Origin of the sequence: Halovibrio variabilis (genome assembly GCF_007991175.1) — a bacterium.
In the GTDB taxonomy this organism is placed as follows: Bacteria; Pseudomonadota; Gammaproteobacteria; order Pseudomonadales; family Halomonadaceae; genus Vreelandella; species Vreelandella variabilis.
In genome coordinates this window covers 68,737-92,717 of sequence record NZ_BJXV01000008.1, presented here as the reverse complement: position 1 = coordinate 92,717, position 23,981 = coordinate 68,737, and the positions used below count along the sequence as shown (strand labels likewise).

Here is a 23,981-nt window from a genome sequence, read left to right as displayed (position 1 = left end):
AGAGCGTTTGGATGACGCGGTACGCTACCTTGATTGGCATGCCACTTTTAACCCACCACCTCTGGCGGATTAAAAATGGTGGTGGAACTGTCTATGGTAGCGTGTCGATAACGGAGATCTCACTGGATGAATCGCACGGATACGCTGCCTGATATAGTCGTCGGCCCCCTGTTAAGACGCATCAGCACGACGCGATTAGTGCTTTGGCTCGTTGCCACCCGGCCTCTGGACATGACGTTAGTGCTGCACCCTGGGCGCGCCGATAGCCAGTCAATCGATTTAGCGCCCCACCAGCAGTGTCTCGCCATTGGCAAACACGCCTTTATTTACCTTATTGATTGTGAGCTTGCATCAGCGCTGCCCTGCGACGAGCGTATTGAGTACGACTTGCAGGTGGCAACAGCGCAGGGCGAATGGCGCTCACTGCCCGAATGGGCGCCGTGGCTGTGTTATGACGGCGCCGCTTATCCCGCCTTTGTGATTGCCTCACGCCATCACCGTCTCATGCACGGCTCCTGCCGCAAGCCCCATCACGATAGCGCCGATGGTCTGGTGCGCGCGGATAGCTGGCTGGCTGAGCAGCAGGCAGCGCCCGCCGAATGGCCCGCTTGGCTGCTGATGACCGGCGACCAGGTGTACGCCGACGACGTGGCCGGGCCGATGCTGCGCGCCGTGCACGCGCTGATTGAGCGGCTAGGGCTGGTGGATGAGTGGCTGGAAGGGGCGACTGTCGACGATAGCCAAGCGCTCTACCGCTCGCCGGATAGCTACTACCGGCGTGGGTCGCTGTTGCCCGATGTAACCAGCAACGCCGCACTGCGCGAACGCTTTTTTGGCGGTGTCAAAAAGCCCGTGTTTACCTCGGCGAATGCCCATAACCACTTGATGACGCTGGCTGAAATGCTCGCCATGTACTGCCTGGTATGGTCGCCGGTGCCTTGGCGCGTGATTGCCCCCGAGATCCCTGCGTTAGCTGACAAAGACGCCGAACTGTATCGCCAGGAGCAGGCGGTGATCGATACCTTTGTTGAAGGCTTGCCCCAGTGCGCGCGCTTAATGGCGCACCTGCCCAGCCTGATGATCTTTGACGACCACGACGTCTCCGACGATTGGAATTTGACCGCCGACTGGGAGCGTGCCGCCTACGGCAACCCGTTCTCTAAGCGTATTATCGGTAATGCCCTGGCGGCCTATCTGCTCTGCCAAGGCTGGGGTAACGACCCGGATAAATTGAATCCGTTAGTCCATCACGCCGCGACGCTGCTGGGCGATGGCGCCCAACCGCTGGCGTGTGCTGAGCAGGATGGGCTGATTGCACGGCTGCTTCGTTTTCAGGGCTGGGAGTTTCAGATTCCTGGCACGCCGACACTGATTGTGCTGGATACCCGCACCCGTCGCTGGCGCAGCGAGCGTAGCCCCAAACGGCCCTCAGGCCTCATGGATTGGGAGGCGCTGATGGAAATGCAGCAGGCGCTGCTGGGCGCTAAAAGTGCGGTGATTATTTCCCCCGCGCCAATGTTCGGGGTCAAGTTGATCGAGGGGATTCAAAAGCTGTTTACCCTGGCGGGTAAGCCGCTGATGGTGGATGCCGAAAACTGGATGGCCCACCGCGGCGCGGCCAATACGCTGCTGCAAATTTGGCGGCACTCCAAAACGCCGGGTAACTATGTGATTTTGTCAGGGGATGTGCATTACTCGTTTGTCTACGACATTGTGGTTCGCCATCAGCGGCGTTCTCCCCACCTATGGCAAATCACCTCGAGCGGGATCAAAAATACCTTTCCCGACAACCTACTCAATACCTTTGACCGCCTCAACCGCTGGCTCTACGCGCCGTGGTCGCCGCTGAACTGGTTCACCAAGCGCCGCAAACTCAGTGTTCACCCCCGTGATCCCGATCGCGCCAGCGCCGGTGAGCGGCTTTGGAATGGCAGCGGTATCGGTCTGATAACGCTGGACGATCAGGGCCGGCCTACCGATATCCGCCAGTTGGATGCCACCCGTGGTGACGATGTGGTCTTTCCTCCACCGGACAACCTACCGCCGCGTTAGGCTGACTGCCCCTTTCACGGGGTTACCTTTCTTGGCGCTTGACGGCGTTGCGTACGTTTCACTGTTAACGTCCTTTTCGATTGCACTCTCCGCTTTGCCAATGTCCCGTCTGGGTGTACTACGCTAGTAACAAGGATCACAGGCTTGACCAAAAGCAGGACAAGCCATTCCGGTTTAACACACCCTTGTTTTCCAGCAATATCAAGAGGACGGAGCTATGGCAAAGGAACGCGATCAGCACAGTTATACGCGGCGCCGTCAGGCGATGGTGACGCGCCACATCGCCCAGCGAGGTATTACCTCATCGGTGGTGCTTAATGCCATGGGCAAGGTACCCCGAGAAGCCTTTCTTCCTCCCTCTCTGCGTGAGTTCGCTTATGAGGATTCGGCCCTGCCGATTAACGAGCAGCAGACCATTTCCCAGCCGTACATCGTGGCGTATATGGTGGACGCGCTGCAGCTCACTGGGGGCGGGAAGCTGCTGGAGGTAGGCACCGGGTCAGGCTACGCCGCCGCGATATTGGGCGAGATCGGCGATGATGTGGTGACTATTGAGCGTTATGAAACCCTGGCTGACAGTGCTCGCGAGGTGCTCGGCTCGCTTGGCTATGACAATATCGAGGTGGTGCATGGTGATGGCACGCTGGGCTGGCCTGCCCAGGCGCCTTACGATGGCATCGTCGTGGCCGCCGGTGGGCCTGAGGTGCCTGAGTCGCTCAAGCAGCAGTTGGCGATTGGCGGACGCTTGGTTATTCCCATCAGCGCCAGCCAAACTGAGCAAGCGCTGATTCGTGTGACCCGCGTGTCGGAGCACGAATTTCGCGAAGAGCACCTGACCGAGGTGCGCTTTGTGCCTTTGGTGGGCGATGCTGGCTGGGAAGATCGCCACGCCGACAAGCGTGCCCCTGTCGCCAGGGAAGTCACTCAACGTCCTTCTCGCGAGGCGAGTTCGATGCGTACCAGTGAATTGATAGCCGAGGCCGCCGATCCCATCGACGATATTGATGAGGGCAATATTGATCGTCTGCTGGAACGCATCGGCGATTCACGCGTGGTGCTGATTGGCGAGGCGTCCCACGGCACGTCTGAGTTTTACCGTTTTCGTGCCCGTATTACCCGAGCGCTTATTGAGAAGAAGGGCTTCGACTTTGTCGCCGTGGAGGCCGACTGGCCCGATGCCAGCCGAATCGATCACTACGTGCGCCACCTGCAAACGCCGCCAGCGGAGTGGACCGCTTTTGCTCGTTTTCCCACCTGGATGTGGCGGAATGAAGAAGTGCGCGGCTTCGTTGACTGGCTGCGTGAACATAACGCCAGCATCCATGACCCCGAAAAGCGCGTTGCTTTTTACGGGCTGGATCTTTATAGCCTGTTTACCTCGATTAGCGCCGTGCTTGATTACCTTGATGAGGTGGATCCTCAGGCGGCGGCGACAGCCCGGGAACGCTATGGCTGTCTTACGCCCTGGCAATCCGACCCCGCTACCTACGGTCGTGCGGCGGCCGCCGGGCGCTATCGCGAGTGTGAGGACGACGTGGTGGCCACCTTGGTGGCGTTGATCAATAAGCGTATGGAGTACGCTCAGCAGGATGGCGAGCGTTTTATGGACGCCGTTCACAACGCGCGACTTATCGCCAATGCCGAGCGTTACTACCGCAGTATGTACAGCGGATACAGCGATTCCTGGAACCTGCGTGATCAGCATATGTTCGATACCCTAGATAGCCTGCTTAGCCATGGGGGTCATGGCACCAAAGCAGTGATCTGGGAACACAACTCCCATATCGGCGATGCCAGCGCCACCGACATGAGCGCGCGTGGCCAGCATAACGTGGGGCAGCTGTGTCGTGAGGCCTATGGCGATGATGCCTACTTGATTGGTTTTGGCACCCACAGTGGCACGGTGGCCGCCGCTTCGAACTGGGACGAGCCGATGGAGGTCAAGCAGGTAAGGCCTTCTCTGCGCGATAGCTGGGAGCGGCTTTTCCACGACGCCGGGATGCCTGCGTGTACATTGCCCCTGCGGCATCCGGCGTCGCGGGAGCTGGATAAACGTATGCACGAATCCTATCTAGAGCGGGCCATCGGCGTGATTTACCGCCCCGAAACCGAGCGGGCTAGTCACTACTTTAAGGCGTGCTTGGCGGAGCAGTTTGACGAGTACGTGTGGATTGACCAAACCCGTGCCGTGACCCCACTGGCGAGTAAAACCCTTGACGGGGTGCCGGACGCCTACCCTTTCGGGCTGTAAACGTAGCGTAAAATAATCGCCCCTTGCGTCTAAGGGAAATATAAGTGCCCGCTTATGCGGGCATTGTCATGATAGCGTCATAACAATGACGCACGCTTTAAGCTTGGCAACAACCGTCAGGGACGGTGACACATCATCGGCACCACCGCTATGCGGGTGGCAGAAAAGGGCAGCAGGCAAATGACCGCACAAGAAGCGCAGTGGCTGAATAAAATCATTGCAAACGAAGAGTTGCACGTGCTGTTTCAGCCCATTGTGGATGCTAACCAGCAGGCGATTTACGGCTACGAAGCGCTGATTCGCGGGCCTAAAGCCTCGCCGCTGCATTCGCCGCTACGGCTGTTTGAAGTCGCCACCCAGGCCGGAAAGCTCGTCGAGTTAGACCTGCTCTGTCGCCGACTGGCCATTAACCGCTTTGCCGCGCTGGATCTGCCCGGCCTGCTGTTTCTTAACGTCATGCCGCTGACCATCGTCGAGCGCGATTTTCGCGAGGGGTTAACGCTCGGTTTTATCCGCGACAGTGGGCTACCCCCGGAGCGGGTAGTGATTGAGCTTACCGAGCACGTGCCGATCCATGACTACGAGCTGATGCGCCAGGCGGTAGATCACTACCGCACGATGGGCTTTCAGGTGGCCCTTGATGACCTCGGCGCGGGGCACTCAAGCCTGCGCCACTGGTCGGAGCTGCGCCCGGATTTCGTCAAGCTTGACCGCCACTTTATCTCCGGCATTGACCAGAATTCTGCCAAGCGAGAATTTCTACGCTCGATTCTCGATGTGGCCCGAAGCCTGGACTGCCAAGTGATCGCCGAAGGTGTGGAAACCGCCGCTGAGCACCTGTGCCTGTGGGAGCTCGACCGTGGCCTTGCGCTGCTGCAAGGCTTCTATTTTGCCCGCCCCAGCCACCAGCCGCCTTTGCAGCTCAATATGTTGCTGCCCGCCACCACCCAGTTAAAAAGCCCCGCCGGTCGCACCGCGCGCTCTATTTTGCGCACTATCGACACCATAACGACCGATTACGCCGTGCCACTGGTGTCTGAGCGGTTTCGCCAACACGCTGGCTTGCGCTGCGTGGCCGTGGTGGATGACGGCAAGCCCGTGGCGGTGGTGCGTCGCAATGCGTTTTTAACCCTGTTCACCAACCCCTATAGCCACGCCCTGTATGCCAAACGCTGTGTGTTGGACGTGGCCGATGCACGCATGCTGGTGGCCGAGGCGGATACCCCGCTTGAGACCTTGAGTCAGCAGCTGACCGACAGCCGGGATATCGAACAGGAAGACTTTGTGATTGTGAATGCCGATGGCGACTACCTGGGCATGGGGAATATTGTCGATCTGTTGCGCGAGATTACCGCGATTCAGGTGCGTCAGGCGCGCCATGCCAACCCGCTTACCGGCTTGCCGGGCAATATTCTGATTAACGAAACCCTGGCCGCCTATTTAGCCGCGGAGCAGGGCTTTGCCGCGGCCTACGTCGACTTAGACAACTTCAAGCCTTTTAACGATGCCTACGGCTATGCCCGCGGCGACCACGTGATTATCTCGCTGTCGCGGCTATTGCAGGCGCAGGTAGAGAGTGCTGGCGGTTTTATCGGCCATATTGGCGGGGATGATTTTATGATGCTGCTACCGCTTGACCACTGGGAAAGCGTTTGTCAGCAAATCCTGCGCTCATTTGAAGTGATGGCGCCGGGCTTTTATGAAGAGGCTGATCGCCTTCAGGGCGGGCTTGAAATCGAAAATCGTCAGAACGCGGTGACGTTTTTCCCCTTTGTCAGCGTCTCGATTGCGGTGAAACCCATCGCCGACACGACCAACTGTCAGTCGCTGGATGTCGCTGGTGACCTGTCTGAACTAAAACATCAGGCCAAAAAAATAGTCGGTAATAGCCTGTTTGTTGAACGTCGCAGCGCCTGTTCAGCCCCGGCCTAGGCTAAGGTAAGGTGGCGCCCTGTCACCGAACCTTCATAAAGACGTCACCCAGTGGTCATGAGAGTGTCTCGGCGTTGTCATCTGAAGTCGTCAGGATGTGTCTATCTTCTAACAACGCCTTAGGTGACCCATGCAGTCTCTATCTTCTCTTTCGCTTCCGCGTACCCTGATCAGTGCCGCCGTTGCGGGTGCTTTTGCCTTGGTTGCGGTGAACGCCTCTGCGGATCTTTCCTCGCGCTATGTGGATAACGACGGCGATATGGTCGCCGACGTACCCAGCGATGAATCTCAGCAGGTAGACCCGGACACGCTAGTGTTTGCCTACACGCCGGTGGAAGACCCCGCAGTTTACGCCGATGTATGGTCAGGCTTTCTTGACCACCTGAGTGAAGCCACCGGCAAGGACATTCAGTTTTTCCCGGTGCAGTCCAACGCTGCTCAGCAGGAAGCGCTGCGTGCCGGTCGTTTGCACGTCGCCGGTTTTAATACCGGTGGCGTACCGGTGGCGGTTAACTGCGGTGGTTTCCGTCCCTTTGCCATGATGGCCGCCGAAGATGGCAGCTTTGGCTACGAAATGGAGATCATCACCTACCCTGGCAGCGGCATTGAATCCGTTGAAGACCTGGAAGGTCGCCAGTTAGCGTTTACCTCCGAGACCTCCAACTCGGGCTTCCGTGCGCCGTCCGCGCTGCTGCGTTCAGAGTACGGCATGGAAGCAGGCGAAGACTTTGAAACCGCTTTCTCTGGCTCCCACGACAACTCGATTTTAGGTGTGGTCAACGAAGATTACGAAGCCGCCGCAATCGCTAATTCTGTAGCCCACCGGATGATTTCCCGTGGTGTGATTGACGAAGATGATTACGAGATTATTTACACTTCACAAACCTTCCCCACCACCGCGTACGGGCTGGCCCATAACCTAGACCCCGAGCTTGCCGAGCAGATTCAAGACGCTTTCTTCAGCTACGACTGGGACGGCACGGCACTGGAAGCCGAATTCGCCAACTCCGGTGAAGCGCAGTTTATTCCGATTACCTATGAGGAAAACTGGGAAGTGATTCGCACCATTGCCGACGCCAACGGTGTGACCTACGACTGCGATTAATCAGTCGGTTATCAGCATTTATTCGGCCAGGAGGGCTCACCTTCTGGCCGTTTCGCTATACATACGAGGTAGAACGATGTTGACACTAAGTGGCGTAGGCAAGCGCTACCCCACCGGGGACCGGGCGCTGACTGATATTGAGCTCGCGTTACCCAAGGGCCAAGTGATGGCGCTGATTGGGCCTTCCGGTGCGGGTAAAAGCACGCTGATTCGCTGCGTGAACCGGCTGGTTGAACCCACTCAGGGCAGCATTCGCCTTGAAGACACCGAAATCACCAAGCTCTCAGGGCATAAGCTGCGCCATGCCCGCCGCTCAATGGGCATGATCTTTCAAGAGTACGCGCTAGTCGACCGCTTAACCGTGATGGAAAACGTGCTCTCGGGCCAGCTTGGCTACGTGGGTTTTTGGCGCAGTTTTCTACGCCGCTATCCTCAGGAAGCGGTGGTTGAAGCGTTTAGGCTGCTGGAGCGGGTAGGGCTGACGCATGCCATCGACAAGCGCGCCGATGCATTGTCCGGCGGCCAGCGCCAGCGGGTGGGTATCGCCAGGGCGCTACTGCAAAGCCCTAAGCTGTTGCTGGTTGACGAACCTACCGCCAGTCTCGACCCCAAAACCTCGCGCCAGATCATGCGTTTGATTCGCGAGCTGTGTGCCGAGCGTGAGCTGGCCGCGATCATCAATATTCACGACGTGGCGCTGGCGCAGCAGTTTGCCGATCGCATTGTCGGCCTGCGGGCAGGGGAGATCGTCTTTGATGGCCTGCCCAGCGAGCTCGACAGCGATATGCTGACCACGATCTACGGCGAAGAGGAGTGGGATACCACGCCGGAGCCGATGGACGACGAAACCACGGACGACGCACCGGTGAATCCGCCTTACGCGCGTGTGCTGTCGTCAATTGAAGCGGGGGGCGCACGATGAGTAAGCAGGCTGAAGCGCCGCTTACACAGGCACGCCAGCAAGCGGCGAGTCGCGGCCAGTGGCGGCGGCTACCGTTGATTGAAAGCCCGCGCTTGCGCTGGGGGCTGGCTATCGGTGCGGTGGTGTATCTGTTTTTAGCGCTTGCCTCGGTAGAGGTGAACTGGGCGCGGGTGGCCGAGGGGGCCGCACGGGCGGTTAATTTTTTGGGCGCCTTTATGCAGCCCGATTTTATGAGCCGTTACGACGATATCGTCGCGGGGCTGTTGGAAAGTTTGACCATGACGCTGACCTCCACGGTATTGGGCGTGCTGCTGGCGATACCCGTGGGACTTGGGGCGGCGCGTAATATTTCCCCGCTGCCGATTTACTTTGTGTGCCGCGCGATTATTGCCGTTTCCCGCACGTTTCAGGAGATCATCATCGCGATTCTGTTTGTGGTGATGTTCGGCTTTGGTCCTTTCGCGGGCATGATTACCTTGGCCTTCGCCACTATTGGCTTTATGGCCAAACTGCTGGCGGAAGACATTGAAGACCTGGATTGGCGGCAGGTGGAGGCGGTGCGCGCCACGGGCGCCAGCTGGTGGCAGACCATGAATCACGCCGTACAGCCCCAGGTGATGCCGCGTTTGATCGGGCTCTCCATGTACCGTCTGGATATCAACTTCCGCGAATCGTCAGTGATTGGTATTGTCGGGGCGGGCGGTATTGGCGCCACGCTGAATACCTCGCTAAGCCGCTATGAGTACGACACCTCCGCAGCGATCTTACTGATTATTATCGCCATCGTGCTGCTATGCGAGTACAGCTCAAGCCATGTCCGCCGCTGGACCCAGTAACGCCTGGCCCCGTCATTATGGAGAACCGTTATGCCTGTATCTACGACACCCCAGGGTCAGCCGGTTTGGCGGCGGCGCACTACCCGCGCGCAATGGCTGCAATACCTAGCTTGGCTGGCGGGGGTCAGTCTGTTTCTGCTTTGCTGGAAGATGATTTCCGACAACACCATGTGGGTGTTTGTGGAAGATGCCGGTCGCCAGGGGGCGGATCTGATCAGCCGCATGACCCCGCCGGAGTGGGGCTATGCCAATGTGCTCTGGAAGCCCATGTGGGACACCATCAATATCGCCACTTTGGGCACCGCGTTAGGGATTATGATGGCGTTTCCGGTAGCGTTTCTGGCGGCCCGTAATACCACACCGCATCCGCTGATACGCAGCGCCGCCCTGGTCATCATCGTTTCATCGCGCTCCATTAACTCGCTGATTTGGGCGATGCTGCTGGTGACCATTCTGGGCCCCGGCGTGCTGGCGGGGATTATCGCCATCGCCTTACGCTCCATCGGCTTTGTGGGCAAGCTGCTTTACGAAGCGATTGAAGAGATTCACCCCACGCCAGTGGAGGCGATTAGCGCGACCGGCGCGAGCCGCCTGCAGGTGATGAATTACGGCGTATTGCCCCAGGTAATGCCTGCCTTTGCGGGGATTAGCGTTTACCGCTGGGATATCAATATACGTGAATCGACGGTGTTAGGCCTGGTCGGCGCGGGCGGTATCGGCCTGCAGTTGAATGCCTCGATTAACAGCCTCGCCTGGGATCAGGTCAGCGTTATTTTTATTATGATTTTCGCCACCGTGCTGGTGTCGGAGTGGATTTCTGCCCGTGTGCGTCACGCGATTATTTGAATCAGCGCGCCGGGAAGGCGCGCGTTACCCCACGATCAAAGCGTGTTTCTTAAAGTTCTTGCGCCTGCGGCCGATAGGTTACTTTGCAGTGCAACGTACCTAAATAGTAGTCCGGTGTTAATATAAGTAGCTGCCGATATGCATAAAAAGAATATTTATATATAGAGAGTGTATATATAGAAAGTATGTGTATAAAAAGAGTATGTGCATAAAAAGACAGTAGCGTGGTGGGTCTGATTTAGCCTCTCTCGACACTATCTATATAACAATCAGTCTATATAACAATCAATGGACGAGGAGAGCAGAGACGTATGTATCGATCCTTGAAGATCCGAAAGGAACAGTCTTTGTCTCAACAGCCGTCCCAGCCAATCCTTCCACTGCCTCGCTCTAATGCGATGCCGACCGCTTCGATTAGCCCGTCGGCGTCGCCCGCTGAATCGGTTTTTTGCTATGCCAATGAAGCGATCATTATTACCGACGCGGAAAATCGGGTAGTGGAAGTGAACCCTGCTTTTTGCGAGCTAACAGGGATAACGCTAGGCGATGTGCAAGGTAAAACCCCCGAAGCCTTCAGTATTTTGCCGTTAGACGATAACCATTCCACGCGCTTGAGGCGCGAACAGCTGCAATTGCGTGATCGCAGTAAAAGCCAAGTGAGCTATCGCAGCCATGATGGCCAGTTTTATCCCGGTATGATGTCGATTAATCGCGTGCGCGATGAACAAGGCCAGATTAATCACCATGTGATCGTGCTGGCTGACCTGTCGGCCATTCCCGCCCATGCGCGTCATCTCAATCGTGAAGTCTATTTTGATGCCCTGACGGGGCTGCCTAACCTTCACCTGCTGACGCAATTGATTCAAGAGTCGATGCAGCATGCCGACACACAGCAGCTGCCGCTGGCAGTGTGTTCGCTGGATATCGACTTTTTCAAAAGTATTAACGACCGCTTAGGCGCTACAGTAGGCGATGCCTTGCTGTCTAGCTTTGCCCAGCGGATAAGCCATCTGCTATTTGGCGACGATGTGTTGGCGCGGGTGGGGGGCGATGAGTTTGTGCTGTTACTGCACCACGGCGTTGACGATGCGTTTTTTGAGCAGTTGATGGCTTCTATCCGTCAGCCGCTGATGGTTGATGGCCAGAGTGTTTATTTAACGGCTAGCCTGGGGATAACACTCTATCCAAACGATCTCGTTCAAGGCGATATCCTGCTACGCCATGCGAATCAGGCGATGTACCGCGCCAAGCAGCGCGGCCGCGATACGTTTCACTTATTTGATCCTAACCACGACCGCTTGCTGCAGGTGCACCATGAGCAGTGCCAGCGTTTTATGGATGCCCTCAATAACAACGAACTGCGTCTTTACTATCAGCCCCAGGTCGATATGCGCAGTGGCCGTGTGATCGGCCTGGAGGCGTTGATTCGTTGGCAGCATCCGGACGACGGTCTGCTTTCGCCAGCGCAATTTTTACCCATCATCGATAGCACCCCGTTGGAAGTGGATTTGGGCGAATGGGTGATTGAGCGGGCCTTGTGTCAGCTGGCTGAATGGCATGCGCTGGGCATCGAGTTACCGATCAATGTGAATATAAGCCCTACGCATCTACTGGCGAGTGAATTTAGCCAGCGGCTTGGCGAGCTATTGGCACGCCACCCAGAGGTGCCGCCGGCCATGTTAAAACTGGAAGTGCTGGAAAGTGCGGCGATGCACGATGTGCAGGCCGCCTTGCAAAACATGGCGCGCTGTCAGGCGCTGGGCGTGAGCTTTGCCATCGATGACTTTGGTACCGGGTTTTCATCGTTAACCCACTTGCGTCAGCTACCGGTTAACCTGATCAAAATTGACCAGAGTTTTGTTCGCGATATGCTTAGCGACCAAGACGATATGGCAATTGTGGAGAGCGTGATTTATATGGCCAATCGCTTTAAGCGGCCCATGTTGGCCGAAGGCGTGGAAACGTTAGCGCATGCCAAAGCCTTGATGGCCCTAGGCTGTGATCTGGCCCAGGGCTATGGCATTGCACGGCCGATGCCCGCCGGGGAACTACCGGCTTGGCTGGTGAATTGGCCAACGCGTGAAGAGTGGTGTTCTCTGGGGCGCGCGGTTCATTAAGCGGCCTGCTCGTCGGTCGGAGGTTCATCCACCGGTGGCGCCGTCGTTGATGACGACGCTTCACCGGCGTTGCGCGCCTGCTCCATTTCACTGCGCTGCATGGACGCGTCCAGTTTGGCTTCCAGCAGATACTGGCGCGCTTGGGCCGCGACTTGATAGTCTTTTGGCGACGGATCCGCCGGTGCCATCGCCGCGGCAATGACGGTTTGCATCTTCTCGATAGTGGCTTGGGGATCATTGGGCACCGGGCCATAATCGATGGACACCTCGCCCGCCACCGCATAGCGCTTGCCATCGGGGCCAACTTCATACTCATAGCTGGCGCCACCCGTATAGGCGCCGCCTGCCACTTGGTGAGCCATTTCGTGCTGGCGAACGTCGCGGTCGGTCTGTTTAAGTTGGTCTAAGTACTGAATCTCTTCGGGCACCATGGGCGTGCCATCAGCGCGCTTGGGCCCGGCGGCGTTACTGGGGTTGTCGGTATCGGTCGATGGCGTTTCTTCTTGCTGCTCTTGCTGGGCAGGGGCTTTGGCTGCTTGCTCAACACGTGGTGACATCGTATTCACTGCAGGCGGCGGCCAGACAGTGACAGCAACGCTGCTGCTAATGGAAGAAACGGCCATAGATAATTACCGACGAAGAGTATGAGTTGAGATAGTATTTAATATTAGCGGGCGAGGCCAGTAGCGCAAGTCAACGCTTTGCGTTTCGTTGCCTTTAGCGTTAACCAGTCACTACAGTGCGTCACTATGCCCACCATTGATGTAGTTATCGAACTTACTTACGACGAATGCTTGGCGCACTATGAGGGGCGTATTGCCAATGTGCGAACGCGCAGTGTGGATGGCCGCTGGGTGATATTTCCCGCCGAGGCGATTCGCCGTGTGGTGAATCGTCAAGGCGTGCATGGCATTTACCGATTAAGTTTTTCTGATCAAGGCCGATTTATCAGTATTGACCCATTAACCGGAAGTTGACCTGCATATGCACCACGATGAAGCATCTATCACCTTGAATGAACTAATTTATTCCGTTATTCCCAATTTAAATAGCGCTGAAAAGTTAGTCATTACGACGTTAGAGGGCATGGCCGAGGCGGCGACCACCCCGTTGGATATACTTAAACTCACCGATAAGCGTAAAACCTTTGAGCTGGAGATCCATCGCATTAGGCTCAACCTCGAGCACTTGCTGAACCGCTACCGGAGCGATGTAGACGCCATTCTCCACGCCGAGGGCGAGCATCAAGGGCCACAGGTGGTGCCGGATGCTCAAGAAGCCGATGCGATCCGTAACGCCGTGGACATTTATCAGCAGGTGCGCGCTTTTCAACGCGGCGAGCGCCGTCATCCGATTTCAGGGCGTTAAACCGCGGTGCGCCAACCAACGTAGCGTAAACATTTATTCTGTGGCATCAACATTGCTTGTATAATGTGGCAATTGGACTTTCAGGCTTACCCGCTTGAAAGCAAACAGCCTGCCTACCCGGCCGAGTCTGTCGACACATTAGGAGATATACCATGTCTACCTCCCCCGTTACATTAATGGTGGCCCGGCGCGTTGAGCGCGGCCGCTACTTGGATTTTAATCGCTGGCTTAACGAAGGGCGCGAGCTGGCGGCTGATTTCGCGGGCTACTTGGGCTCCGGCGTACTTGCCCCGCCTGCCGGCGATGATGAATACCAGATTATCTTCCGCTTTAGCAGTAGCGACACCTTAGCCGCTTGGGAACACTCTGCCTCGCGCCATGCGTGGCTTGCGCGCGGCAAAGGGCTCTATGAAGCGCCTCATGAACACCGGGCGACCGGGCTTGATGCCTGGTTTCAAACCGGCAGCGGCGCCCCCCCACGTTGGAAGCAAGCCGTCGCCGTATGGCTGGCCTTTTTCCCCGTTTCGTTGCTCTTTCAATGGATATTTGGCGGCGCCCTGGAAGATTGGGCGTTAGTGCCTCGGGTCGTAGTGAGCACCATGATGCTGACCCCGGTGATGGTGTGTGTCTTTATCCCGCTTTCGATGCGCTTATTGGCGCCCTGGCTACAAGGTCGGTGGTCGCCGCTGGATGTACTGGCACGCTGGCGCCAAGCGCATCGGTCGTGATAATGCTTGGTTTGAGATAGATACTTCCATGGGCTCATTGCTGCGATGCTGCTAATCTTAGTCGACTGATGCTGCTCAACGTGTCGCAGGAAAGGATAGCCGCCGCCAGTGCAACGCTGGCGGCAATTCAGCCCCCATGGAGTGTTTATGATCCACGTTCACCACTTGGAAAAGTCTCGTTCTCATCGCATCTTGTGGCTACTCGAAGCCCTTGAGTTGGACTACGAGCTGGTTGTGTACCGGCGCGATGAAAAGACCCAGCAAGCGCCGGCCTCGCTGAAAAAAATCCACCCGTTGGGTAAATCCCCGGTTATCACCGATGGTGACTTTACCGTGGCGGAGTCGGGAGCCATCATTGATTATCTCCTCCAGCGTTATGGTCAAGGCCGGTTGCAGCCGACACCAGACGACATGCCGACGTGGGTGGATTATCGCTACTGGCTCCATTATGCCGAAGGCTCACTGATGCCGCTGTTGGTGATGCAGCTGGTTTTTAGCCAAATCCCCAAGCAGTCACCGTTGCTTATCAAACCGCTGGCTAAAGGCATCAGTGATACAGTAAGTAAGCGCTTCCTGACCCCGCAGATTTCTCAGCACCTTAACTTTATTAACGAGCACTTATCGGCGCACGGCAATTTTGCCGGGCCGTGGCCCAGCGGTGCCGATATTCAAATGAGCTTTCCATTGCACGCGGTCGCGGCCGTTCACTCGCTGGAGAAATACCCGGCGATTGCCGAATTTGTATCGCGTATCGAACAAGATGCGGCGTGGCAGCGAGTGGTCAAACGTGCAGGGCCGCTGACCCTTCCGGGGCAGTAAGCGTCGGCATTGACACCAATAAACAGGCAAGCCCCCTTTCCAGTACGCTGAAAAGGGGGAGAGACGGACGGCGGCTACGGTGGCTGTTTTAACTGAGCGGCTTTAACTGAACAGTCTTAACCGAGCGGTCTTAACTAAACAGTGCAAAGCTATCGGCGTTAAGCCACATATGCACCAAAATGCTGGCAATGTAGCCGAGCAAAATAACCGGTGACCAGCGCAAGTGGCCCATAAAGGTATAGGAACCCCTCGCTTGTCCCATCACTGCCACGCCGGCCGCTGAGCCAATCGATAGCAAACTGCCTCCGACCCCGGCGGTTAAGGTAATCAGCAGCCATTGGCCATGAGACATATCCGGCTCCATGGTGAGTACGGCAAACATCACTGGGATGTTATCCACCACAGCGGAAACGACGCCCAATACAATGTTGGCCGCGGTGGCGTTCCATCCGGTATACAGCGCTTCTGACAGCAGGCCGAGATAGCCCATAAAGCCAAGCCCGCCAACGCACATCACCACCCCGTAGAAAAACAGCAGCGTGTCCCACTCGGCGCGCGCCACGCGGTTAAACACATCAAACGGCACCACGCTACCCAGCTGTTGAAGTTTGCGTTCATCCCCACGGCGACTGTAGCGCTCACGCTTACGCTCCAAGGAACGGGGCAGGCTGCGACGCAGGTAATAACCGAAGAACTGCAAATAACCGAGACCGGTCATCATGCCCAGCACCGGTGGCAGATGAAGCACCACGTGGCATAGCACAGCAGTGACGATGGTTAATAAAAACAGCCCCACAATGCGCCTAGCGCCGCGCTTCATCCACACGTCTTCATACACGCTGGCAGGTTTTTCATCCTTGATGAACAGGCTCATGATCGCCGCGGGGATTAAGAAGTTGACCAGGGCAGGGAAGAACAGAATAAAGAAATCCTGGAAGGCAACCATGCCCGCTTGCCATACCATCAAGGTGGTAATGTCGCCGAACGGACTAAACGCGCCTCCCGCGTTAGCGGCAACGACGATATTGATACAGGCTAAGTTAATATACCGCTGGTTGCCTTCGGCTACTTTGGTCACCACGGCACACATCAGTAGCGCGGTGGTGAGGTTGTCAGCAATCGGCGAGAGCACAAAGGCGAGACCGCCGGTGAGCCAGAACAGCGTTCGATAGTTGAAGCCTTTGCGCAGCATCCAGGAGCGCAGCGCATCGAATACCCGGCGCTCTTCCATCGCGTTGATGTAGGTCATGGCCACCAGCAAGAACAGCATCAACTCGGTGAACTCCAACAGCGTGACCCGGAACGCGTACTCGGACGCTTCCGACATCCCGTTTTGGACATACACCCAGCCGATGAGGCCCCAGATGATGCCGGCGGCGACTAACACCGGCTTCGACTTACGCATGTGAATCTTTTCTTCCGCCATGACTAACGCGTACGCCATGACAAAAATCGCCACGGCGAAAAAGCCAACCGCAGAGGTGGTTAAGTCCAATTCACCGGTGACCGCAAACGCGTGGGGACTGACGCCTAATAGTAAGGCCGCTAACAAAAAAAGCCAGCGACGATACAATCGAGGCTGGCGAGAGGGTTGGCACAACGTAGGCATGTGACGTTCTTCCTCAGGGTTAAGTTGTCAGAAGTAGTGTAAAAACCAGTGCATTTTATCAGTCTATAATGTATCGCAATACCTTATAAAACCGAACGAAAGTAGTGCTTCTTAGCGTAATGGCGTCTTTTTTTAATAAATTAATCTTTTAGGTAATGGTAACTTTAGCCATATTAGTTATACCGGGAAGCTAATATAAAGCAGTCGGTATGCGACCAATGACGAATAGCTTTATTGAGCAAAACTGAGATTTTATATCATCATATGCTAATCTATTTTTTAGAAAACCACCTTGAGCTTAGGCAGCCCTATTCAAAAGTCTAACCGTAATCAATGAGGACTTAACTTAATAAATCGTAAAGCTTAACGCGATGTAAGCCACATAACCTGCGAGCAATGCGGCACCTTCCCAGCGCGCTAAACGCATGCCGGTGTACAAAAACAGTACCAGAAGGCCAGCGGCCCCTAGCATTACCCACTGGTCAAACATCGCCACGCGTGGCGCTAGGGGCAGCGGTTGTAAAAACGCGGAGATGCCCAGAATGGCTAACAGATTAAAAATATTGCTGCCTAGAATATTGCCCACAGCGACATCTGCATGGCGGCGCAGCGCCGCAATCACCGACACGGCCATCTCCGGCAGTGATGTGCCGACAGCGACGATGGTCAGGCCGATCACCGCCTCGGAAATACCCATGGCCTGGGCCAAGCCAATGGCGCCGTATAAAAGTAACTGGGACCCACCAATCAGCATCGCTAAGCCAACCACCAACGCTATGGCGATCGTCCCGCCTGTGCTGGGCAGTTTGGTCATTTCTTCCGCTTCTGAGACATGCATTTCCGTTGCGGGGAGGTGCTGGCGGTTTTCGCTTACGTACGCCCAAACAAGATAGCCAACGAGACCCGCTAAGAATATGCCTGCATCAACGCGCCCTAGCGCACCACCGAATGAGAGCCCAATAAACAACAGGCTGGCCAGCACCACTACAAGGCCATCACGGCGTAGCGCTAAGGGTTGAACCGCCATCGGGCAAATAATAGCGCACATACCCAGGATCAATAAGATATTGCCAATATTGCTGCCCACAATGTTACCTATGGCAATATCCGGCTGCTGATTAATGGCCGCATCAATGGAAACGACCAGCTCAGGTGCTGAAGTGCCAAAGCCAACCACCACAAGCCCTGTTAGCAGCGGTGAAACGCCTACTCTTCGCGCGCCAGCCACGGCGCCGCGGATAAGTGACTCTCCGCCAAGGGTTAGCAGCGCGATACCCGCCAACAAACTAAGTCCATATAGCATGTTAAAATTTCTCCAGAGTGCTCGCCAGGCCGCGAATAACGCGGGATTCGCCGGGCAAGGAAAAGCGTGCCAAGCGATCGGATTAAGGGTGCCTGGCGCATTGGCAAGATTACGGCTATTGGGGGAAATTTGCGCGATTTTAAACCGCCTATAAGAGGCCTACTGATAAAAAAACAAACAAAGGCTTTGACCTGCTGCTATTTACGTGACAGGATGCACGCAGTTAGTAAGTTAGCAAGCAAGCATGGTTCCAGAAACATTCGAATTCTTTCGGTAGTCTGTAATTGTATTCCTTGTTCTACTCACTATTTTTCTGGGTAATTCCAGGGTTTTACAATTCGCGACTAGCGAAAAGGATTTATATTATGACAACTGGCACAGTTAAGTGGTTTAACGATTCTAAAGGTTTTGGCTTCATCGCACCGTCTGACGGCAGCGACGACGTTTTTGCTCATTTTTCTGAAATTCAGTCTGATGGCTTCAAAACTTTGCCGGAAGGCGCTAACGTCTCTTTTGACGTTACCCAAGGTCAGAAAGGCCTTCAAGCTTCAAACATCAAGCTGCTTTCTTAATCTTAACGATTATTTAAGCTCTCGAGTCTTCTAGACTCGATGATCGGGCCCCGCTTACGCGAGGCCCGATGTGTTTGTGCCTGTTAAATTAATTTTTCCATTTATACGTACCTTCTTATACGTACCTCCACTGTGTTGGAACCGAGCTGGGGTAAGAAAGGGTTTGATTGGTGTTATGTTATAATGTACCTTTTAGGCCGACATGCATTATTTTGCAATCGCCAAAAGGAGAGATCGGATATGACAACATTACCGCTTAAGCGCGCTAGCGTATTTGTATTGAGTGCTTTGATACTGACAGGCATTCAAGGCGTTAGCGCCAGCGATCATGAGCATGATCACGACCATGCTCATAACGACCACGACCACGACCACGACCACGACCACGACCACGACCACGATAGCGATATCTATGCGGGTTACTTTGACGACGGGCAAGTAAAGGATCGTTCCCTCTCAGACTGGGAAGGGGATTGGCAATCCGTCTACCCTTACCTGGAAGATGGCACGTTGGATAAGGTATTTGCGCACAAGGCTGAGCAGGGCGATAAAACCACCGAAGAGTACAAGGCGTATTACGAGACGGGGTATCAAACCGATGTGGGCCGCGTCGTTATTGAGGGACAAAACGTTACTTTCTACGAAAACGGTGAACAGCGGACAGGGGAGTATCAGCACGATGGTTATGAGATATTAACCTACGAAGCGGGCAACCGTGGGGTCCGCTACATCTTTGAGCTTGAAGAAGCGTCTGATGAGCTGCCGCAGTATATTCAATTTAGTGACCACAGTATTTACCCCACCGATGCGCATCACTTCCACCTCTACTGGGGCGATGATCGTGAGGCACTGTTAGAAGAAGTTACCAACTGGCCGACGTATTACCCATCCGAGTTGGGCGGTGAAGAGATTGTCGAAGAAATGATCGCACACTAGCGGTTACCGCCTAAGCGAAAAACATCTTTTGGTGTTTACGAACGACTAAAAAGCGCTGGCCGAGATGCCGGCGCTTTGCTTTATTGGTACAGGGTAAATACTGGTTCGTGGCTATATGGTGACTTTTTCCGGGTCGGATTTAACCAGCACCAAGAGGTGTCACTATGCGCTTATCGTCTCTCTTTCTGAGTGTCGGGTTTTTGCTATCAAGTAGCTTTGCTTCCGCAGATTATTCGTGTGCTAGCGCCAATACGCAAACCGAGCTAAACCAGTGTACGGCGCAGGCCCATCAAGCGGCGGATGACGAGCTCAACGCGGTTTACCAAACGCTTGTTAGCCGTCTGGAGGGCAATTCAGTCTCACTTGAGAAGCTCAGAGCGGCACAGCGGGCGTGGATCGGCTTTCGTGATGCTGAGTGCGCGTTTGAAAGTAGCGCTGTGGAAGGCGGTAGCGCCCTGCCTATGGTGCGCAATGGATGCCTTGAAGCACTAACGGAAGCGCGGACTGAACGTCTTCAGGAGCACGCCCATTGTGAAGAAGGCGATATTAGCTGCCCATGGTAAAAGCCTCTCGTTAAGGGAGGGGGCGATAGGCTGTTTTCTATTTAACACCGCCCTGATTTTCGCTTAGGCCCCAGGCTTTTTCATCAGTCCTTGCTTAAAAATTCATTTCTTTTAAAAAGTCTCACTTGCGCTTTAGTCGTAGGTTTTGCCTGAGGGGGTATTGGTAATACCACGGTTTTCTCAGCCTCCATGCGGAGTTACCTGCCAAAAGAAATTGGTCTTACCATTGGTTGGCAAGAGGTTGCGTTGAATGTTTCGATTGTTCAGTTTGGGGGTTTTCGCTAACGTTAATTGTGGAAGCGTTTTCCAGTGTGCATGAAATTTCTCTCAGCCCAGCACGAAAATACGTTTCACTGTGCGACGTGCCCAAGGGGCCAGCGCACATCACGATAGTCTACGGATGATAACAACAAGATTTAGCCGCCACTTGCTACCCATTGTATCGAGGGTGTGCTTTTCCATTAGGAGTCTCTGTCATGACAAACGATAAAAAACCGTCAGAAATTTCCGTTAATAACACCACAAGTCCTCTTGATGCGCTCAAGACCCCGAGCCGACGTAATTTCCTCAAGACCGCGGCTATCGGCTCCGCTGCTGCGGTGGCCGCACCCTGGATTGGCAATGTGCAGGCGCAGGAGGGAATTCGGATTCGAATGCAGTCTTCCTGGCAGCCAGGCACCACCGGTTACCGGATATTCGAGGAATGGGCGGCAGGAGTTGCCGAAGCCACGGGTGGTGAAGTGCGTATCGAGCCATTTCCCGCCGGTGCTGTAGCCGGGGCCTTTGAGGTTGCCGATGCGGTGCGTAACGGGGTGCTGGATGGGCAGAACTGGTTCACGGTCTACTGGCCTGGGAAAATGCCGGCAGGGGTGTTCCTAACCGCTTATCCCATGGGGCTTTCTGTGCCCCACCAGTGGGACATGATGTTTGGCGCCTACGGTGGTTTCGGTATCGCCAAGGATCTTTACCGTAAGCAGGGCCAGGAATTGCTGGGTTATGTCCACCATGACCTCAACCTGATTCACTCCAAGGTGCCGCTGCGCAGTTTCGATGATTTCAAAGGCATCAAGATCCGTATGCCGGGGGGCATCGTGGCCGAGACCTTTGCCGCTATCGGGGCGCGGACCACGCTGCTGCCGGGTTCGGAAGTCTATCCGGCGCTGGAAAAGGGCACTATCGATGCCGCCGACTATACCGGGGCGGCGGTGAACTACGAGCTAGGCTTCTGGCAAGTGGCCGACTACATCATCATGGGGCCACCCTCGACACCTTGTCTGCACCAAGCCGTCGACCTCATGGATATTTCCGTCAACCGTCGGACCTTCGAGCGGATGTCGCCTCAAACCCAGGATCTGATGCATGACCTGGTGGCTGCTTATTCGCGTGAACATTACGCCGCCATTCAGAAAGCCAACGCCGAGGCATGGCCCAAATACCGTGAGAAGGGTGTGGAGATCATTCACCTCTCGGAAGAGGATGCCACTCGTTTCCGTGAAGCGGCTATTCCCCTGTGGTTCAAGTGGGCCAACAAGGATGCCGATGCCGCCCGACTTTTCAAAGCCCACCTGGACACCATGATGGACCCGGCGGTAGGGCTGATAACAGAAGAGGACATCCAGGGTTACCAGCTGAACATCTGACCTGCCGAGAGATTACGCGAGAGCTCATGAATGTTGCCATCCGCGGGTGGCAACGTTTGTGTCTAACCCGACCCAATCGAGCATCCCCCTCGATTCGTTGATCCGTGGTTATTGCCAGACGGCGATGGCCTCTCGGAGGAGTGTCCATGAATCTTGAGATCAATTTCATCTTGCCGCATTGGCTCTACTGGTCAGTGCTGATATTGCTTCCTTTGGTAGTAATGTTTTTCGTCGAGCGAAGCTTTCGCCGCGGGGAAACCGTCAGCGGAAGCGATACTTCCGAAGTTCTGGTAACCGATACCGGCTACAAGGCGCCGGGTAACTTCTTCACTATCGGCATCGACGGTATTTCCGGCTTTTTTGGCCGTTACGTCGCTTACTGGTCATTGATTGCGCCTTTTGTCTTCGCTTATGAAGTCTTGATGCGCTATGCATTCAACTCGCCGACCAATTGGGCGCATGAGTCGATGACATTGATGTTCGGCATGCAATACCTGCTGGCGGGGGCCTTTGCCCTGCGCGAAGGTGGGCACGTACGGGTGGATATCCTCTACAGTCGGGCCAAGCCGTTAAACAAAACGGCACTGGACTTACTGACCTCGGTGTTCTTTTTCATCTTCACGATTGCCTTGTTGACGACGGGTTGGAAGTTTTTCTCCCAGGCGGTCAGTGATGCCTACTTCTTTGGGTCGAGCTATTCCAACGAAGTGTCTTTCACGGAATGGGCCGTGCAGTACTACCCAGTGAAATTCATGCTGTTCTTCGGGGGCTTGTTGCTGTTGCTGCAAGGCATTGCGCAATTGATGCGTGATATTCAGGCCTTTTTTCATCATCGCAAATTGCATGAGGGCAGTCAGACGTTTGCCAACGTGCTGGTGATCGGTGGGGTGATCATTGCCGCCTGGACGTTGTTCGAGATGGTCAATATTGCGGTGACCGACTATGAAAGCTTGTCGTTGAGCCTGGAGAACAGGCTCTCGAATGTAGGTATCGGCGGCTTGACGTTGGTGATGTTCGGTACGCTGATGGTAGTACTGGTAGCCGGGCTGCCTTTGGCGTTCGTCACCGGCGGGCTAGGGGTGTGTTTCCTGTATCTGGTGGGCGACCAGAACATGCTTAATCTGATGCCGTCGCGTATCTTCCCGATGATGACCAACTATCAGCTATCGGCGATTCCGCTGTTCATCTTCATGGCCTCGGTGCTGGAAAAGGCCGGCATCATCGAAGAGTTGTTTGATGTGGTCTACAAATGGATGGGGGGACTCAAAGCGGGTCTGGCGATTGCTACTATTGTTGCTTCCACGCTACTGGCGGCAATGGTCGGAGTAATCGGTGCCGCTGTTGTAACCATGGGCTTGATCGCCTTGCCGGCGATGCTCAAACGCCATTACGATCCGGAAATCGCGATTGGTTCGATCATGGCGGGGGGAACCTTGGGGATTTTGATTCCGCCTTCCATCCTGGCCATCATCTATGGAGTTATCGCCCAACAATCGGTGGGTGAACTTTATCTGGGCTCGCTGATTCCCGGCCTGATGCTGGCGGGAATGTATGGTTTCTATGTGTGGATGCGCGGCACCTTGAACCCGAAACTAGCGCCGCCCATGCCGGTCGAGGATCGGGTGAACATGACCGAAAAGCTGCGTCTGCTGCGCAACATGCTGGCGCCGATTATTCTGGTAATGTTGGTGTTAGGGATCATCTTTACCGGGATTGCGACCCCGGTGGAAGCGGCGGGTATCGGCACCTTCGGTGCGCTGGTGGTAGCGGCGATGCATAAGCGTCTCACCTGGCCTAATCTGCATGCCGCTTGCATGACTACCCTGGTGGCCACAGCCATGGTGATGTGGATTATTTTCGGGGCGAGCATCTTCGTGGGCTTCTATATCTTGCAGGGTGGCCAGACATTCGTTCAGGAGTTGATCTCCGGCGCGGGGCTGGGGCCCTACATGGTTCTGGCGGTGATGATGGTGCTGTTGGTAGCGCTGGGCATGTTCCTTGATTGGGTGGGTATTTTGCTATTGGCAGTGCCTATCTTCGTTCCACTGATCCAAGGGTTGAACTTCGATGGCCTGTTCGGGATGCCGGGCGTGGAACCCATGAATGTGTCGCTGTGGTTCGGGGTCATTTACCTGGTCAACATGCAGATGTCGTTCCTCAGCCCGCCGTTCGGCTATGCGTTGTTCTATATCAAGGGGGTATGCCCGCCACACATCACCATGGCGCAGATTTTCCGTTCCTCTTTCCCCTTCCTGGGCATTCAGGCACTGGGGCTGTTTCTGGTCATTGTCTTCCCCAGTTTGGTCACGTGGTTGCCTAATCTCGTGTACCGCTGATTCCTCCATCCACCGTGAAAAACGCCCGTATCGCGGGCGTTTTGGT

Annotated in this window: 20 protein-coding genes; 17 read left to right on the top strand and 3 right to left on the bottom strand. The window is 55.4% G+C overall.

From position 1 onward, the window contains the following. The first annotated feature begins 126 nt into the window (after window positions 1-126). The 8 genes from HVA01_RS07290 (at window position 127) to HVA01_RS07255 (ending at window position 12,061) form a co-directional block, all read left to right on the top strand. Entirely contained in the window at window positions 127-2,052 is a 1,926-nt protein-coding gene (locus HVA01_RS07290; protein WP_146874409.1) for an alkaline phosphatase D family protein, read from the top strand. A 217-nt stretch (window positions 2,053-2,269) separates the two neighbouring features. Beyond that, window positions 2,270-4,303, top strand: a complete 2,034-nt coding sequence (locus tag HVA01_RS07285; RefSeq protein ID WP_146874407.1) for a protein-L-isoaspartate(D-aspartate) O-methyltransferase — start codon at window positions 2,270-2,272, stop codon at window positions 4,301-4,303. 180 nt (window positions 4,304-4,483) lie between these two features. After that, window positions 4,484-6,235, top strand: a complete 1,752-nt coding sequence (locus HVA01_RS07280) for a bifunctional diguanylate cyclase/phosphodiesterase (protein ID WP_146874405.1) — start codon at window positions 4,484-4,486, stop codon at window positions 6,233-6,235. Window positions 6,236-6,365: 130 nt separating this feature from the next. Then, entirely contained in the window at window positions 6,366-7,340 is a 975-nt protein-coding gene (gene phnD / locus HVA01_RS07275) for a phosphate/phosphite/phosphonate ABC transporter substrate-binding protein (RefSeq protein ID WP_146874403.1), read from the top strand. 76 nt (window positions 7,341-7,416) lie between these two features. Next, window positions 7,417-8,262: a phosphonate ABC transporter ATP-binding protein gene (phnC, locus tag HVA01_RS07270; protein ID WP_146874401.1), complete on the top strand. Its 846-nt coding sequence runs from the start codon at window positions 7,417-7,419 to the stop codon at window positions 8,260-8,262. Further along, a complete protein-coding gene (phnE, locus tag HVA01_RS07265) occupies window positions 8,259-9,098 on the top strand; it encodes a phosphonate ABC transporter, permease protein PhnE (RefSeq protein WP_146874399.1) in 840 nt (279 codons plus the stop codon). Before phnC ends, phnE (HVA01_RS07265) begins: the two co-directional genes overlap by 4 nt. A 30-nt stretch (window positions 9,099-9,128) precedes the next feature. After that, the gene (gene phnE, locus HVA01_RS07260) at window positions 9,129-9,944 is read left to right on the top strand and encodes a phosphonate ABC transporter, permease protein PhnE (RefSeq protein ID WP_146874397.1); all 816 of its coding nucleotides are present in this window, start codon (window positions 9,129-9,131) and stop codon (window positions 9,942-9,944) included. Between the two features lie 398 nt (window positions 9,945-10,342). Next, complete coding sequence (locus tag HVA01_RS07255; RefSeq protein ID WP_246129550.1) at window positions 10,343-12,061, top strand: putative bifunctional diguanylate cyclase/phosphodiesterase; 1,719 nt, start codon at window positions 10,343-10,345, stop codon at window positions 12,059-12,061. Here the strand turns inward: HVA01_RS07255 and HVA01_RS07250 are convergent. After that, window positions 12,058-12,618 (bottom strand): putative metalloprotease CJM1_0395 family protein, encoded by a 561-nt coding sequence (locus HVA01_RS07250; RefSeq protein WP_371860136.1) that lies wholly within the window; start codon window positions 12,616-12,618, stop codon window positions 12,058-12,060. The genes HVA01_RS07255 and HVA01_RS07250 overlap by 4 nt on opposite strands. A 192-nt stretch (window positions 12,619-12,810) precedes the next feature. Between HVA01_RS07250 and HVA01_RS07245 the strand changes: the two genes are divergently transcribed. The 4 genes from HVA01_RS07245 to HVA01_RS07230 all read left to right on the top strand — a co-directional run bounded on the left by HVA01_RS07245 (window position 12,811) and on the right by HVA01_RS07230 (window position 14,976). Continuing rightward, window positions 12,811-13,038: a DUF2835 family protein gene (locus HVA01_RS07245; RefSeq protein ID WP_146874391.1), complete on the top strand. Its 228-nt coding sequence runs from the start codon at window positions 12,811-12,813 to the stop codon at window positions 13,036-13,038. Window positions 13,039-13,072: 34 nt separating this feature from the next. Then, complete coding sequence (locus HVA01_RS07240) at window positions 13,073-13,429, top strand: hypothetical protein (protein WP_246129532.1); 357 nt, start codon at window positions 13,073-13,075, stop codon at window positions 13,427-13,429. Between the two features lie 152 nt (window positions 13,430-13,581). Beyond that, window positions 13,582-14,157, top strand: a complete 576-nt coding sequence (locus tag HVA01_RS07235; RefSeq protein ID WP_146874387.1) for a putative antibiotic biosynthesis monooxygenase — start codon at window positions 13,582-13,584, stop codon at window positions 14,155-14,157. Between the two features lie 147 nt (window positions 14,158-14,304). After that, window positions 14,305-14,976, top strand: coding sequence for a glutathione S-transferase (locus HVA01_RS07230; RefSeq protein ID WP_146874385.1), 672 nt, complete (start codon window positions 14,305-14,307; stop codon window positions 14,974-14,976). Between the two features lie 130 nt (window positions 14,977-15,106). On the opposite strand, the gene nhaD is transcribed toward HVA01_RS07230, so the two are convergent. Both nhaD and HVA01_RS07220 read right to left on the bottom strand, forming a co-directional pair. Further along, window positions 15,107-16,585, bottom strand: coding sequence for a sodium:proton antiporter NhaD (gene nhaD, locus HVA01_RS07225; protein ID WP_146874383.1), 1,479 nt, complete (start codon window positions 16,583-16,585; stop codon window positions 15,107-15,109). Window positions 16,586-16,931: 346 nt separating this feature from the next. Beyond that, window positions 16,932-17,888: a calcium/sodium antiporter gene (locus HVA01_RS07220; protein ID WP_146874381.1), complete on the bottom strand. Its 957-nt coding sequence runs from the start codon at window positions 17,886-17,888 to the stop codon at window positions 16,932-16,934. Between the two features lie 365 nt (window positions 17,889-18,253). Here HVA01_RS07220 and HVA01_RS07215 point away from each other — a divergent pair, with 365 nt between their 5' ends. The 5 genes from HVA01_RS07215 (at window position 18,254) to HVA01_RS07195 (ending at window position 23,935) form a co-directional block, all read left to right on the top strand. Next, on the top strand, window positions 18,254-18,460 hold the full coding sequence (locus HVA01_RS07215) for a cold-shock protein (protein WP_146874379.1): 207 nt from the start codon (window positions 18,254-18,256) through the stop codon (window positions 18,458-18,460). A 240-nt stretch (window positions 18,461-18,700) separates the two neighbouring features. After that, window positions 18,701-19,396 carry a metal-binding protein ZinT gene (locus tag HVA01_RS07210; protein ID WP_146874378.1) on the top strand — a complete coding sequence of 232 codons (696 nt, stop codon included), beginning with the start codon at window positions 18,701-18,703 and terminating at the stop codon, window positions 19,394-19,396. A 164-nt stretch (window positions 19,397-19,560) separates the two neighbouring features. After that, window positions 19,561-19,959: a lysozyme inhibitor LprI family protein gene (locus tag HVA01_RS07205; RefSeq protein ID WP_146874376.1), complete on the top strand. Its 399-nt coding sequence runs from the start codon at window positions 19,561-19,563 to the stop codon at window positions 19,957-19,959. A 476-nt stretch (window positions 19,960-20,435) separates the two neighbouring features. After that, complete coding sequence (dctP, locus tag HVA01_RS07200; RefSeq protein WP_246129530.1) at window positions 20,436-21,599, top strand: TRAP transporter substrate-binding protein DctP; 1,164 nt, start codon at window positions 20,436-20,438, stop codon at window positions 21,597-21,599. A gap of 146 nt (window positions 21,600-21,745) precedes the next feature. Next, window positions 21,746-23,935: a TRAP transporter large permease subunit gene (locus HVA01_RS07195; RefSeq protein WP_146874374.1), complete on the top strand. Its 2,190-nt coding sequence runs from the start codon at window positions 21,746-21,748 to the stop codon at window positions 23,933-23,935. Window positions 23,936-23,981: the final 46 nt, after the last annotated feature.

What these genes read in the sequence shown, in the direction of transcription:
- HVA01_RS07290 (WP_146874409.1), top strand. Translation starts at nt 127, where the DNA reads ATGAATCGCACGGATACGCTGCCTGATATAGTCGTCGGCCCCCTGTTA.
- HVA01_RS07285 (WP_146874407.1), top strand. Translation starts at nt 2,270, where the DNA reads ATGGCAAAGGAACGCGATCAGCACAGTTATACGCGGCGCCGTCAGGCG.
- HVA01_RS07280 (WP_146874405.1), top strand. Translation starts at nt 4,484, where the DNA reads ATGACCGCACAAGAAGCGCAGTGGCTGAATAAAATCATTGCAAACGAA.
- phnD (WP_146874403.1), top strand. Translation starts at nt 6,366, where the DNA reads ATGCAGTCTCTATCTTCTCTTTCGCTTCCGCGTACCCTGATCAGTGCC.
- phnC (WP_146874401.1), top strand. Translation starts at nt 7,417, where the DNA reads ATGTTGACACTAAGTGGCGTAGGCAAGCGCTACCCCACCGGGGACCGG.
- phnE (WP_146874399.1), top strand. Translation starts at nt 8,259, where the DNA reads ATGAGTAAGCAGGCTGAAGCGCCGCTTACACAGGCACGCCAGCAAGCG.
- phnE (WP_146874397.1), top strand. Translation starts at nt 9,129, where the DNA reads ATGCCTGTATCTACGACACCCCAGGGTCAGCCGGTTTGGCGGCGGCGC.
- HVA01_RS07255 (WP_246129550.1), top strand. Translation starts at nt 10,343, where the DNA reads ATGCCGACCGCTTCGATTAGCCCGTCGGCGTCGCCCGCTGAATCGGTT.
- HVA01_RS07250 (WP_371860136.1), bottom strand. Translation starts at nt 12,618, where the DNA reads ATGTCACCACGTGTTGAGCAAGCAGCCAAAGCCCCTGCCCAGCAAGAG.
- HVA01_RS07245 (WP_146874391.1), top strand. Translation starts at nt 12,811, where the DNA reads ATGCCCACCATTGATGTAGTTATCGAACTTACTTACGACGAATGCTTG.
- HVA01_RS07235 (WP_146874387.1), top strand. Translation starts at nt 13,582, where the DNA reads ATGTCTACCTCCCCCGTTACATTAATGGTGGCCCGGCGCGTTGAGCGC.
- HVA01_RS07230 (WP_146874385.1), top strand. Translation starts at nt 14,305, where the DNA reads ATGATCCACGTTCACCACTTGGAAAAGTCTCGTTCTCATCGCATCTTG.
- nhaD (WP_146874383.1), bottom strand. Translation starts at nt 16,585, where the DNA reads ATGCCTACGTTGTGCCAACCCTCTCGCCAGCCTCGATTGTATCGTCGC.
- HVA01_RS07220 (WP_146874381.1), bottom strand. Translation starts at nt 17,888, where the DNA reads ATGCTATATGGACTTAGTTTGTTGGCGGGTATCGCGCTGCTAACCCTT.
- HVA01_RS07215 (WP_146874379.1), top strand. Translation starts at nt 18,254, where the DNA reads ATGACAACTGGCACAGTTAAGTGGTTTAACGATTCTAAAGGTTTTGGC.
- HVA01_RS07210 (WP_146874378.1), top strand. Translation starts at nt 18,701, where the DNA reads ATGACAACATTACCGCTTAAGCGCGCTAGCGTATTTGTATTGAGTGCT.
- HVA01_RS07205 (WP_146874376.1), top strand. Translation starts at nt 19,561, where the DNA reads ATGCGCTTATCGTCTCTCTTTCTGAGTGTCGGGTTTTTGCTATCAAGT.
- dctP (WP_246129530.1), top strand. Translation starts at nt 20,436, where the DNA reads ATGACAAACGATAAAAAACCGTCAGAAATTTCCGTTAATAACACCACA.
- HVA01_RS07195 (WP_146874374.1), top strand. Translation starts at nt 21,746, where the DNA reads ATGAATCTTGAGATCAATTTCATCTTGCCGCATTGGCTCTACTGGTCA.